This is a genomic window from Rathayibacter sp. Leaf296 (assembly GCF_001423045.1).
GTDB lineage: Bacteria > Actinomycetota > Actinomycetes > Actinomycetales > Microbacteriaceae > Rathayibacter > Rathayibacter caricis.
Window position 1 is genome coordinate 88,751 of sequence record NZ_LMNR01000003.1, and the last position, 12,726, is coordinate 101,476.

A 12,726-nucleotide genomic window follows, 5' to 3' on the forward strand; every position below is an offset into this window, starting at 1 on the left:
GAAGAAGAGTCCCGTGCCCTGCGCGGCGTGGAGGAAGACGCCGTCGAGCCACAGCCGGTAGTCCTCGGTGCTCGTCACCATGAGGCGGACGTCTCGGACTCCCCGGCCGTTGAACGGATACTCGATCATGAGCAGCCGGTCCTCGAACCGTTCGCGCGGGAGTCGCGCCCACGTCCCGTCGAGCTCTCCCGCCGCGTACTCGAGCGCGGGGAGCGGCACTCCCTCGGCCGGCAGCCCGGACTGGTCGCGCTGGAGCCAGCGCTCGGGCGAGTAGACCGTGTTGAAGTGGGCGATGCGCACGGGCAGCCGCCGCGAGGACGGGTCGAAGGCCGTACTCGTGGCCGTCGGCGCCGCACCGCCGAGGCGGTCGCGGAGCCTCAGGACGAGGTCGGTGAACTCCTCCAGAGTGGCCGGGGGCTCGAGGCCGATGATCTCGGGGTTGAGGACGAGCTCCGAGCCGATCGGGGCGAGCCAGCGCTCGTCGATGCTCGAGGGGTCGAGGATGCCGAGCAGCGCGCCGAGCGACGCGGTCGAGCTGTCGCAGTCCTCTCCGCAGTTGTTGGTGATGAGGATCGACTCCGAGAAGTCGCGGCCGAGCAGCCAGCCCAGCACGACGAATCCGGTGTTCATCCGGACGTCCGTGAAGTCCTGGAGGCCGTAGCGGTCGACGATCAGCGACCGGACGCGGGTCCAGTCGGCGTGCTCGCCGCACCAGCGGCGGGTGTCCTGCACCACGGCGGTGATGCCGCTCTCGCCCGGCAGCCCCGCGAGGGCGGTGTCGAGCAGGACGTCGGGGTCGGATTCGACGAAGGCGAGCGACTGCAGGCGCGCGAGGAACTGCGCGGCGTGGATCCCCTCGCCGTCGTGGTCGAAGCAGGCGTCCTCGTAGGCGTACGCCGACGCCAGATCGGGATCCCCCGGGGCCAGGCACGCCCACAGCTCCGAGCGGATCGCCGCTCCCTCGCCGCGCGAGAACCAGTTGTCGAAGGAGCCGGTGTGCGGGGGCTCGAGACCCTCGGCGAGGTTGCGGACGGCGACGCCGTACTCGTTCCACGGGAAGCGCACGTGCGTGCGCCAGGCGTCGGCGAGGACGTGCCGATCGACGGTCGGGCTCTCGAGCCGATCGAGGACGACGGCCGAGACGACCTGGAGGTCGAGGTCGTCGTTCGCGACCATCCCCTCCGGGACGGGGAAGTAGAAATCGGCGTCGAGCGGGCCCTCGAGGCCCTCGAACGTCTGGCCGAGGGTGCCGCCGACGGCCTTGCCGAGCCAGCAGCCGAAGAGGCGCTCCCGCAGCGACGGGGTCTGCGCGGACGGGGACGGAGCGGTCATCGTTCTCCTTCGAACGGGGCGGTGAACTGTTTCACTGACGCGGTTGGTGAAGCATTTCACCGAGCGGGTTACGATGTCAATACTGTGGCGTCGGCTCTGGCGCGGAAGGGGGGCGCCGGTGTCCGGGCGATCGAGCATCCGCGACGTGGCGCGCCGCGCCTCCGTCTCGATCGGCACGGTGTCGAACTACCTCAACGCGACCAAGCCGATCGCGCCCGACACCGCCGAGCGCATCCGCGCCGCGATCGAGGAGCTGGCCTTCATCCCGAACGCGGCGGTGCGTGTGATGCAGGGGGAGCGGAGCCGGGCCCTGGTCTTCCTCGTCCCGGATCTCGGCAATCCGTTCCTCGCCGAGGTGAGCCGCGGGATCGAGGACGTCGCGCTTGAGCACGACCACATCGTGATCACCTGCAACACCGACGGCGACGCTGAGCGGGAGGGCCGGTTCGCGCAGGTCCTCGCGGGGATGAGGGTCGCCGGCGCGATCGCGATGTCGATGAACGAGGACGGCGAGCCGCTGCAGCTGGTCCGGGGCAGCGGGGCGCGGATCGTCCTCATCGGATCGGGGTCCGACGAGTACCCCACGGTCCTCACCCGCAGCCCGCAGGCCGGGCGCCTCGCGATGCGCCACCTGCTCGAGCGAGGGCATCGCCGCTGCGTCTTCTTCGGCGGCCCCGGTGCGGCTCCGCAGCTCGTCGAGCGGCTGTCGGGGATCGAGGAGGCGATCGCGGAGCACGGGGCGGAGGTCGTCCTGACCCGGTTCGACGCCTCCGGCAACGACACCCGGTCGCGCCTCGACGCCGCCGAGGAGCTGCTCGCGTCGCGCGGCGCCGCCACCGCGGTGGTCTGCGCCAACGACCTGCTCGCCCTGGCACTGCAGACCGCTGCCCTTCGCCGAGGACTGCGGATCCCCGAGGATCTGGCGATCGTGGGCAACGACGACATCGCCGACGCCGCCGCGGCGGTCGTGCCTCTGACCACGGTCCGCCACTCCGGTCGCGAGCTCGGAGCCCGCGCCGCCGCACTCGCTTTGGGCAGGGAGGACGACCTCCCCTCCGTCTCGCCGCCGACGCTGATCGTCCGGAACTCGACCTGAGCCGTGTCAGCCCAGGAGGAGGGACACGGCGATGAGCACCGGCACCGCGGCCACCGTGCTCACGAGCGCCGTGTCGCGGGCGACGGCCACTCCGCGGTCGTAGCGCGAGGCGAAGTTGAAGATGTTCTGGGCGGTCGGCAGGGCGGCCGTGACGGTCACCGCGAACAGGTGCTCGGCGTCCAGCTGGAACACGAAGCGGCCGAGCGTCCACGCGACCGCGGGCATGACGAGCGACTTCAGCGTCGAGGCGACGACGACCTCGACCCGCGCGGGGCCCGCCTCCAGCGGCCGCTGCCCGCGCAGCGACATGCCGAACGCCATCAGCACGAGCGGGATGGAGGCGTTGCCGATGATCGAGAACGGCTCCAGCACCGGCGCCGGCACGTCCAGCCCCGTGACGGCCACGAGCAGCCCGAGCGCCGAGGCGATGATCATGGGGTTCCGGAGCGGCTGCGTCAGGATCGCGCCGACCGACGTGCGCCCGCTCGTGGAGATGTCGAGCACCGTGAGGATCGTCGGCGCGAGCAGGAGCAGCTGCAGGAGGAGGGTCGGGGCCACCCACTGCGGGTCGCCGAGCACGTAGATCGCCACGGGCAGCCCGATGTTGTTCGCGTTGACGTAGGCGGAGGAGGCGGTGCCGATCACGGTCTCGGGCAGCTGGCGACGGAAGAACAGCCGCGACGCGAGCACGTAGACCGCGGCGACGATCAGGACCGTGCTCAGCGACACCAGGAGGAACGACGAGAAGAGCACCGTCACGTCGGCCCGCGAGAGCACCGTGAACAGCAGGGCCGGCGTCGTCACGAAGAAGGCGATGCGAGACAGGACCGCGCGTCCCTCCGGAGGCACGAGCCCGAAGCGGGCGATGAGGTAGCCGACGGCGATCACCACTCCGATGATCGCGAAACCGGTGAGCACGCCCTCCGTGGTGTCCTCCGTCGCTCGGGCGAGCGCAGTGCTCGCGGGGATCGCCTCCCAGCCTAGGGTCCGGCGCCGTTGCGTCCGGAGGGGGCCCGGCCTACCGTGTCGGCATGCCGCATCTCGACGTCCCCGGCGCGAGCCTCCACTGGGAGGCGGACGGCCACGCCTCCTCCCCCGCCCTGCTGCTGGTGCACGCCGGCATCGCGGACCTCCGGATGTGGGACCCGGTGGTGCCGGAGCTCGCCCGCGACCACCTCGTGGTGCGCCTGGACTCCCGCGGCTTCGGCGGCACGACGACCGGCGACGTCGACTTCGACGAGCGCGCCGACCTGCTCGCCGTGCTCGATCACCTCGGCGTCGAGCGGGCCGTCGTCGTCGGCTGCTCGCGCGGCGGCTCCGCGGCGCTCGACCTCGCGATCGCGCACCCCGATCGGGTGAGCGGACTCGTGGCGATCTGCCCGGGCGTCGGCGGATTCCCGTATCCGGAGCTGACGGAGGAGGAGGACGCCCGCTTCGACGAGATCGACGCCCTGCTCACCACCGGCGACCACGCGCAGGTCGCGCGGAAGGAGGCGGAGCTGTGGGCCTTCGGGCCGGGCCGCTCCCCGGACGGGCTCGACCCCTCCTTCGTCCGGACCGTGCGCTCGCTCGCCGAGGGGCGCGCAGGCCACGAGCACGAGAAGCCGCGGCCGATCCCCCTCGAGCCGCCCGCGTACGACCGGGTGGTCGACCTGGACGTGCCGGCGCTCCTGCTGGTGGGGGCGCACGACGTGTCGGAGTCGTTCCCGGTGTTCGAGTACCTCGTCGCGACCATCCCCGATGCCGAGGGGCACGTGTTCGAGTCGGCCGCTCATCTGCCCAGCGTCGAGCGGCCCGAGGAGTTCCTCGCGGTCCTCCGGCCGTGGCTGGCGAGGCACGGGATCTGACTCCGCGCGCAGCGCCGCTCCCGAGCACCCGATCGAGGGATGCCCGGGCGGGCGGGGCCGGCTAGGCGACCGCCGCCAGGTCGAAGGCCCAGTCCGCGTAGAGGCTCGGGGGCTCGCCCTTCTCGACGACGTCGACGCGGTCGAAGCCGACCTCGACGCACGTCGCGCTGTCCTCGGCGTCGTCCGTGCGCACGTAGGCGTGCACGAAGCGGGGCAGCGGGAACGCCGCGGCCTCCTCGAGCAGAAGCCGGACCGAGCGCGCGGCGACGCCGCGTCCTCTCGCCTCGGGGGCGAGATCCCAGGCCGTCTCGTACGCGACGATGCCGCGCGAGTGGCCGTACCAATAGCCGATGGAGCCGACGCAGTCGCCGTCGAGCTCGATCGCGTAGAAGAAGGCGGTGCCCTCGGCCCAACCGCGCAGGTAGCGGTCGTGCAGGGTGCCGTCGTCCTCGTGTCCGGTGTCCGACTCGGCGCGGGTGACGCTGAGTGCGGCGACGTCCGCCTGCGGCCAGGGCAGGAGGCGGATGTTCTCGGACTGCTGATCGATGCTGACTGTTCTGTGGTCGCTTCCGGGTTCGGGTCCCGTCACGCGCTCCGATCCTCTCTCTCAGGATGGCCCGTCGGTCGCGCCCCTCCGCCAGGTGTTCGGAGTGGCCGATCGATCGGATGGCCGCACTCGGGATGCGGCCGCGATGTCCGCCCCATCTTCGACCCCTTGTCGGAGCTGATGTGAGCCGTGGAGGAATCTAGCCCCGAACGGGGGGTCGTACCTCCGAAACCCCTGGTCGAACGCTGATCAGAGCTGGGAACGAGCGCCGAGTGGCGCAAGCGTGCGCGTTGAGAGCCGACCTCGCCGCGCAGCTCCGGGCCCACGCAAGAAAAGCGCGCGCTGCGGCCCCTACGCTCGGAGTCGGGTCGCATCCGACCCGTTCCACCAGGGATTCGAAGCGTGAGGAGGATCACCATGTCGCAGTTCGTGCAGAGCACAGTCGTCGGAGAGCCGGAGGTCCTCGAGGACCGCGTCGAGTCCTCCTCCGCGTGGCTCGACCTCAAGGCGGCGGTCGCCGCCGTGCAGCCGCTGCAGGCCGCCGACGGATCCCTCGCCGACCCCGACCGCCTCGAGGACGCCCGCGCGGCCGTCGCGCGGATCGTCGCCGCGATCCGCGCCCTCGCCCCCGCGTTCCCGCACGACGCCGCCTACCTCGAGGCGCTCGTTGTCGACTTCGGTCGGTGGAGCGACGACGGGCTCGGAGTGCCGGACTTCCTGGACTCCCTCCAGGCGTTCCAGCCCCAGCTCGACCGGATCGACGGACTGCGCCACCTCGTCGTCTTCCCGATGCTGACGCAGAACGGCAGCCGCGAGCGCCACGTCGAGGCGGTGCTCGTCGAGGTCGTCTGGCCGCGCTTCGTCGCCGAGCTGGAGGCCGGCGACTACTCCAACGCGCTGTTCGTGCCGGTGCGCTTCGTCGACTTCACGTCCGGGTACGACACGGACAGCGCCGTGCTCTTCCCCGAGACCGTCGCGATGCGCGCGGTCCCCGCCTTCACCTGGGGAGCGATCTTCGCGGATCGCGAGGCGGCCCGGTTCCGCCGCGTCGTCGGCCGTGCCGCCGAGATCACACGCCTCGAGCTCCCCGAGGACGCGCGCCGGCTGATCGCCGACCAGCGCCTGGCCGAGGAGGCGTTCGTGATGTGGGACCTCATCCACGACCGCACCCACATGCGCGGGGACCTGCCGTTCGACCCGTTCATGATCAAGCAGCGCATGCCGTTCTTCCTGTACTCGCTCGAGGAGCTGCGCTGCGACCTGACGGCGTTCCGCGAGTCGGTCGCGATCGAGCGCCGTCTCGCCGCGGCCGAGCACCTCGACGACGACGAGGGGCGCCTGGCCGAGCGCGCCCGCTCGGTGCAGTACGCGATCCTGTTCGACCGCCTGTTCCGATTCCCGCTGACGGGCTCGCGGGTGCGCAACTACGACGGGCTGGGCGGGCAGCTGCTGTTCGCCTGGCTGCACCGCAACGGGGTGCTGCACTGGACCGACACCCGGCTCGCCTTCGAGTGGGACGGCGTCGCCGACGTGGTCGTCGCCCTCTCGGACGCCATCGACGAGCTCTACTGGCGCTCGATCGACCGTCCGAAGACCGCGCACTGGCTGGCTGCGCACGCGCTGATCGCGTCGGTCCTCACTCCGCACCCCGCCTCGGCCTGGGCGCGCGGGCTGCCTGACGAGGTGCTCCTCGGAGCCCCTCGCGGCTTCACGGACGCGGTACTGGACGACGAGTTCCCGCTGTCGATGTTCTACGAGGCCCTGGCCAAGAAGATGGGCGACGTGATCGCGTCGACCCGGGGCATCACCGGACGCGACTGAGAACGCCCGCGGTTCCCGGCGGCGGTCTCCCGACCCCGCCGGGAACCCGTCGCGTACTCTGGACGCCATGTCCCGAGGTGCCGACACCGTCGCCGCCGCCGATCCCTTCGACGCCGGCTGGTCGAGGAGACCGCCCACGCGCTCGAACTACGTGCGCGACGCGGTGGGCGCGGGAGTGCTGCTGCTGGCGACCGTGCTCTCGGTCCTGCTGTACACCTCCGCCGGCTTCCCGGACGCAGCGCATCCGATCGTCAGCGCGCACTGGGCCGTGGCGCTGACGCTGCCGCTCGCGTTCCGCCGCCGGTTCCCGGCCACCGTCGCGATCGTCCTCGCGGTGGTCTACGCGCTCGGCCTCGTGCTGCAGGTGCCGGAGTCACTGTTCAACCAGATCTGCCTGTTCCTCGCGATCTACACGGTGGGCGCGTGGGGGGCGGATCGGCGCCGCGCCCTCGTGGTGCGCCTCCTGATCGCGATCGCGATGCTGGGCTGGCTCGTGACCACGCTCGTGAGCGGCGACTGGCTGAACCGCACCGTGCCGACCACCGAATCCGTCGGCCCGCTCTCGCCCTACGTGGCGGAGTCGGCGCTCGTGGTCCTGGTGAACCTGCTCTACTTCGGCAGCGCGTACGTCTTCGGCGAGGCGTCGTGGCAGTCGGCGCGCCGGCTCGAGGCGCTGGAGGCGCGCACGGCCGAGCTCGACGACGAGCGCGAGCGCTCCTCCCGCCGCGCCGTCACCTCGGAGCGGCTGCGGATCGCCCGCGAGCTGCACGACGTCGTGGCGCACCACGTCAGCGTGATGGGCGTGCAGGCGGGAGCGGCCCGCCGCGTCCTGGCGCGGGACCCCGAGAAGGCGGCGCGGTCGCTCAGCGCGATCGAGAACGACGCGCGCTCGGCGATCGACGAGCTGCACCGCATCCTGGTCGCCCTCCGCGCCGAGGAGACGACCCCCGCGGGCGTCACCGACTCGGCGCCCACCGACTCCGCCTCGACCCGCGGAGTCGCGCAGCTCGAGGAGCTCGTTGCGGCGTCCGCGGGCTCCGGACTGCCCACCTCGTTCCGCACCCTCGGCGCTCCGCGGGAGATCCCGGCCACGGTCGGGCTCAGCCTCTACCGCATCGCGCAGGAGTCGCTCACGAACGTCCGCAAGCACGCGGGGCCCTCCGCGCAGGCGGAGCTGCGGCTCCGCTACCTCGATGACGCCGTCGAGCTCGAGGTCGCCGACGACGGAGGCACCGGCCCGCACCCGACCGTCCCCGCGTCGTGCGGGCTGGGTCAGACGGGCATGCGCGAGCGGGCCGCGGCCGTCGGCGGGCGCATCGAGATGGGCCCGCGCGGCGACGGGTACCTCGTGCACGTGCACGTGCCGCTGTCGCGGGTGCGCGCTCCGGAGCGACCCCTCGAACCGGTAGCGTCGACCGGGGCGTCGCGGGGGCGCACCGACGCAGCGAGCGGGGGCCGCGCATGACCGAGGACATCCGCGTCCTGCTGGTGGACGATCAGGAGCTGGTCCGGGCGGGGTTCCGCATCATCCTGGAGTCCGAGCCGGGCATCGTCATCGTGGGCGAGGCCCGCACCGGGTCCGAGGCGATCGAGCGCGCCTCCGAGCTCTGCCCCGATGTCATCTGCATGGACGTGCAGATGCCCGGGATGGACGGGCTCGCCGCGACCCGCGAGATCGTCAAGGACCCGCGGCTGTGCTCGAGCGTCCTGATCCTCACCACCTTCGACCGCGACGACTACCTCTTCGACGCGCTCTCGGCCGGAGCGAGCGGCTTCCTGCTCAAGAACGCCTCTCCGGAGGATCTGGTCGACGCCGTGCAGGTGGTCGCGCGCGGCGACGCCATGCTCGCGCCCGACGTGACCCGCCGCGTGATCGAGCGCTTCGCCGCGGAGCCCGCGCGCAGCCCGGAGGAGCACCCGGCGGTGTCGGAGCTGACCGATCGCGAGCGCGAAGTGCTCGTCTACCTGGCGCGGGGCTGGTCGAACGCCGAGATCGCCTCGCAGCTGTTCGTGGGCGAGGCGACCGTGAAGACGCACGTGTCGAAGATCCTGATGAAGCTGCGCGTGCGCGACCGGATCCAGGCGGTCGTGTTCGCCTACGAGCACGGGATCGCGGTGCCGGGGCGGTCCTGACGCCGACCGGACGTCTGCCGAGGCGGGGGCGTGTCGGCCGGCAGACCGCCTTCTCGGCAGAGGCTGTGCGGCGATTCCGCCGTCAGCGGCGGGGCTGCGGGGCCGCCGGGCGAGGGGGCGAGCGGCGGACGAACTCCATGCGGATGTCCGGCACGATCTTCCGGTCGAGCACGACGGTCATGTACCGGCCGTCGACCCGGGCGCCGATGGCGACGACGTCGGGATCGGTGTCGACCCGGTAGCCGCGCAGCGCCTCTCCGTCGACCACGACCGGGACCCCGCGCACGACGTCCTCGTCGCGCAGGGCCGCGGCGACCACGGGCATCCCTCCGCGCCGGCTGCGGACGCGGCCGGGGAAGGTGTTGCGCAGCACGTCGCCCATGTGGGCGGCGAGACGCGATTCGAGCGGACGGCTGCGCTCGGCGGGGATGGGCACGGAGGTGCGCACCGCCTCCCAGAGGACCGGGTACCGCATCCGCGTGACCTGGTCGACCATCCACGGCGGGAGGTGGTCGTTCTCGGCCCGTTCGATGGCCCGCTTCTGCTCGGGAGTGAGCGGGACGTGGTTGACGGGATCGGCGCGATTGCGCGGATTCTTGAAGAACGAGTAGGACAGCGAGATCTCGACGAACCGCCCGAGCGCCATGGTCTGGGCCGCCGCGAACTCCTCGAGTCTCGGCTGCGGGGCGAACGCGAGGACCGGGTCGCCGAAGCGGGCCGCGATCTCGTCCACCCCGGGAGGGGCCGGCATATCGCGGACCGCCCCCGATGTGTCCATGCGCATAGGACAAGAGTGGCCGTTCGCTCAGCCGATACCAACTTCTTGACGGAGATCGGCTCGACGCTCTCGGCCTGTTCACATGCCGGAAACACGGCGGCGGCGGGGGTCGGGCTCCTGAACGGCTCCCGGACGGGGGCTGCGAAGATGGAGGCATGAGCGCTCTGCACGATCCGACCGTCCGCGGTTTCGCCTCCGACAACTACTCCGGAGTTCACGACGAGGTGCTCGCGGCGATCGCCGCCGCCAACGGCGCGCACCAGGTCGCGTACGGCGAGGACGTGTACACCGAGCGGCTCCAGCACGCGTTCCGGCGCGAGTTCGGCGAGCAGGCGCAGGCGTTCCCGGTGTTCAACGGCACGGGCGCGAACGTCACCGGACTGCAGTCGATGCTGCCGCGCTGGGGCGCCGTGATCTCGGCCGGCACGGCCCACATCAACTCCGACGAGGGCGGGGCGCCCGAGAAGGTCGGCGGGATCAAGATCCTCACCGTCCTCTCGCCCGACGGCAAGCTCACCCCGGACCTCGTCGACGAGCAGGCCTGGGGCTACGGCGACGAGCACCGCTCGCAGCCGCTCGTCGTCTCGATCACGCAGTCGACCGAGCTCGGCACCGTCTACACCCCGGAGGAGGTGCGGGCTCTGGCCGATCATGCGCACGCGCACGGCATGCGCCTGCACCTCGACGGGGCGCGGATCGCGAACGCGGCGGCGGCGCTGGACGTGCCGCTGCGCGCCTTCACCAGTGACGCGGGCGTCGACGTGCTGTCGTTCGGCGGCACCAAGAACGGGATGCTGCTGGGCGAGGCGATCGTCGTGCTCGACCCGGAGGCCTCGAGCGGCCTGCACTACCTCCGCAAGACCAACATGCAGCTCGCGTCGAAGATGCGCTTCCTCTCGGCGCAGCTGCTCGCGATGCTCGGCGAGGACGGCGAGACGGAGCCGCTGTGGCTGCGCTCGGCCCGGCGGGCCAACGCCATGGCCGCCCGACTGCGTTCGCAGCTCGAGGAGTCGATCGCCGCGGGACGGATCCAGGGGCTCGCGTTCACGCAGCCCACGCAGGCGAACGCGGTGTTCGCGACGCTGCCCGACGGAGTCGCCGACCGCCTGCGCGAGGTGTCCCGCTTCTACGACTGGAACCCGGCGACGGGCGAGGTGCGCTGGGTCTGCTCGTTCGACACGACGGAGGACGACATCGACGTGTTCACGGCGGCGATCGAGCGCGAGCTGACGGCGTGAAGGCGCGGATCGTCGTGCTCGGAGCGGTCGTCGCGGGGATGCTCGCGGGGTGCACGGGCGGTCCGTCGTCGGGGGCGGAGACGGGCACGGGGTCGGCGTCGGCGTCCGCTTCGGCGTCCGCGTCCGCGTCCGTCGCCCCGCTCACGCGCCTCGACTGCGACGCCCTGCTGCCCGTGGAGCGGGCGTCGGAGACCCTCGGGCTGCCGGCCGACCGCCTCGAGGGCAGCCGAGACGGCGCCGTCCGCACCTCGTCCGAGCTGATCCGCGCCGCCGCGGAGGAGAACGGCGGACTCCTCACCTGCTCCTGGTTCGAGCAGGACGGGCCGGCCTCGATCGTCGCCTCGGCGGCGACGGACGCGGGCGACGCCTTCGCCGCACTGCCCGCGGGCCCCGCACTGGCGGCGGGCGACGCGGCCTCCGGCGCCTGCGCGGAGGGGAGCTGCACCGCCCAGGTGCTCGCCGGATCGACCTGGGTCTCGCTCGCGGTGATCGGGGCGCCCGCGACCCTCGACCTCGCGGCCCTCGCCTCCTCGATCGCCGACTCCGCGGACGGACGCCTCGACGACGTCATCGCGGGCACCGCACCCGTCTGCGCGGATCTGCTGACGGCCGAGCAGCTGACGTCGCTCGCCGGGCTGGCGCAGCCCGTCGCCGGAGCGGGCACGGAGGGGGCGACTCCGTCGACCGCGGGGGCCGCGGCCGCTGCACGCGCGGGTCTCGCCTCCTGCACCTGGACGGACGCGAGCGCGGCCACCTACTCCGGCCTCAGCGTCGACGTGCTGCCCTCGGGCGAGGAGGGCTGGCGCACTCTGTCGCTGACCACCGGGCTGTCGATCCCGCTGTCGCCCGTGGACGGACTCGGAGAGCGCGCGATCTCGGGCTGCTCAGCGGGGACGTGCGAGGTGGACGTGCTGGCCGAGGACGTCTGGTGGCGCGTGGTCGTGACGGGCGACGAGGCACGGGCCGACGCGGTCGCGCGAGCGGTGCTCGCGGGCTGATCGTCCTGGCCGGCTTGCGCGAGATGCCAGTCTGGTACGCGTCGGTCGGCGTGTCGCGTACCGGAGTGGCATCTCGCGGGGTGGATCAGGGGCGGCGCCAGTACTCGTACCAGGACGACTCCGTCGCGCCGAGGGCGGAGTAGAGGCGGCGGGCCGGGGCGTTGGCCTCGAGGACCTGGATCCAGTAGTGCTCGACTCCCCGCGACTCCGCCTCCGCGAGGAGCGAGCGGAGGACGGACGCGGCGTGACCGCGGTGCCGCGCGTCCGGGCGGGTGGCGAGGGAGAAGAGTCCGCACCAGGGCTCGTCCCCGGCGGTCGCGTAGGCGATCCGACCGCAGGCCGCTGCGCCCCGCTCGTCGCGGACGAGGGCGTAGGAGGAGTCGCAGCCCGCGAGGATCCGCTGCGCGACGACGCGCTCGGCAGCGCCTCCGCGACCGTCGACGGACCACCAGAGCGACAGCCAGTCCTCGGACGGCGAGGGCTCCACGACTGCGGGCGGGCCGCTCAGCGCGGCGAGCGCCTCCTGGACCGTGCCTGTGAGGACGAGCGTGCGCTCGTGCGGCGTGTAGCCGCGTGCGGCCAGGCGCTCGGGGAGATCGGCGGGCAGGGTCGCCGGTCCGATCTGCAGGAGCGGAGGGATCGCGTGGTCGTGCGCGAACGCCTCCGCGGCGTCGATCGCGCGCTCGGGGTCGGCGACGGCGCCGGAGGTGAGGACCGAGTTGGCGCGCTTCGTGACTCCTGAGGCGGCGCGCAGCAGCCACCCGTCGAGCTCGCGGATCTCGAGCGCGGGCCAGGCGGCGGCGGCGAGGCGATCGAGCAGGCGCGGATCCATGCGCTCGACGGTACCGCGGCGGTCGGGCGGGTCCTCGGCTCGCAGGAACACGAACGGCTCGCAGGAACCGGCGATCCGGACGGGCCGGACCGGTTCCTGCGAGC

At 72.6% G+C, this 12,726-nt stretch carries 12 protein-coding genes; 7 read left to right on the plus strand and 5 right to left on the minus strand.

Translation table 11 applies throughout. The features are described 5' to 3' along the window. On the minus strand, positions 1 to 1,332 hold a 1,332-nt coding region (locus ASF46_RS16900), incomplete at its 3' end, for an ADP-ribosylglycohydrolase family protein (protein WP_162240196.1). Positions 1,333 to 1,450: 118 nt separating this feature from the next. On the opposite strand from ASF46_RS16900, the gene ASF46_RS16905 reads away from it, so the two are divergent. After that, on the plus strand, positions 1,451 to 2,428 hold the full coding sequence (locus ASF46_RS16905) for a LacI family DNA-binding transcriptional regulator (protein WP_056868724.1): 978 nt from the start codon (positions 1,451 to 1,453) through the stop codon (positions 2,426 to 2,428). A gap of 6 nt (positions 2,429 to 2,434) precedes the next feature. On the opposite strand, the gene ASF46_RS16910 is transcribed toward ASF46_RS16905, so the two are convergent. Continuing rightward, entirely contained in the window at positions 2,435 to 3,346 is a 912-nt protein-coding gene (locus ASF46_RS16910) for an AEC family transporter (RefSeq protein WP_235577005.1), read from the minus strand. Between the two features lie 113 nt (positions 3,347 to 3,459). Between ASF46_RS16910 and ASF46_RS16915 the strand changes: the two genes are divergently transcribed. Beyond that, positions 3,460 to 4,275, plus strand: coding sequence for an alpha/beta fold hydrolase (locus ASF46_RS16915; protein ID WP_056868726.1), 816 nt, complete (start codon positions 3,460 to 3,462; stop codon positions 4,273 to 4,275). A 61-nt stretch (positions 4,276 to 4,336) separates the two neighbouring features. Here ASF46_RS16915 and ASF46_RS16920 read toward each other — a convergent pair whose 3' ends face one another. Beyond that, positions 4,337 to 4,864, minus strand: a complete 528-nt coding sequence (locus tag ASF46_RS16920; protein WP_056868727.1) for a GNAT family N-acetyltransferase — start codon at positions 4,862 to 4,864, stop codon at positions 4,337 to 4,339. A gap of 375 nt (positions 4,865 to 5,239) precedes the next feature. On the opposite strand from ASF46_RS16920, the gene ASF46_RS16925 reads away from it, so the two are divergent. From ASF46_RS16925 to ASF46_RS16935, 3 genes are all read left to right on the plus strand, one after another. Next, positions 5,240 to 6,643: a DUF6421 family protein gene (locus ASF46_RS16925; protein ID WP_056868728.1), complete on the plus strand. Its 1,404-nt coding sequence runs from the start codon at positions 5,240 to 5,242 to the stop codon at positions 6,641 to 6,643. Positions 6,644 to 6,710: 67 nt separating this feature from the next. Next, positions 6,711 to 8,108 carry a sensor histidine kinase gene (locus ASF46_RS16930; protein WP_056868729.1) on the plus strand — a complete coding sequence of 466 codons (1,398 nt, stop codon included), beginning with the start codon at positions 6,711 to 6,713 and terminating at the stop codon, positions 8,106 to 8,108. Continuing rightward, positions 8,105 to 8,776 (plus strand): response regulator, encoded by a 672-nt coding sequence (locus ASF46_RS16935; protein WP_056868730.1) that lies wholly within the window; start codon positions 8,105 to 8,107, stop codon positions 8,774 to 8,776. The genes ASF46_RS16930 and ASF46_RS16935 overlap by 4 nt, the downstream gene beginning before the upstream one ends. An 82-nt stretch (positions 8,777 to 8,858) precedes the next feature. Here ASF46_RS16935 and ASF46_RS16940 read toward each other — a convergent pair whose 3' ends face one another. Then, positions 8,859 to 9,509: a hypothetical protein gene (locus tag ASF46_RS16940; protein ID WP_157602721.1), complete on the minus strand. Its 651-nt coding sequence runs from the start codon at positions 9,507 to 9,509 to the stop codon at positions 8,859 to 8,861. Between the two features lie 200 nt (positions 9,510 to 9,709). On the opposite strand from ASF46_RS16940, the gene ASF46_RS16945 reads away from it, so the two are divergent. Continuing rightward, the gene (locus ASF46_RS16945; RefSeq protein ID WP_056868732.1) at positions 9,710 to 10,792 is read left to right on the plus strand and encodes a threonine aldolase family protein; all 1,083 of its coding nucleotides are present in this window, start codon (positions 9,710 to 9,712) and stop codon (positions 10,790 to 10,792) included. Next, on the plus strand, positions 10,789 to 11,790 hold the full coding sequence (locus ASF46_RS16950; protein ID WP_056868733.1) for a hypothetical protein: 1,002 nt from the start codon (positions 10,789 to 10,791) through the stop codon (positions 11,788 to 11,790). The genes ASF46_RS16945 and ASF46_RS16950 overlap by 4 nt, the downstream gene beginning before the upstream one ends. Positions 11,791 to 11,875: 85 nt before the next feature. On the opposite strand, the gene ASF46_RS16955 is transcribed toward ASF46_RS16950, so the two are convergent. Continuing rightward, the coding region (locus ASF46_RS16955; protein ID WP_327205471.1) for a GNAT family N-acetyltransferase at positions 11,876 to 12,726 on the minus strand (851 nt) is incomplete at its 5' end.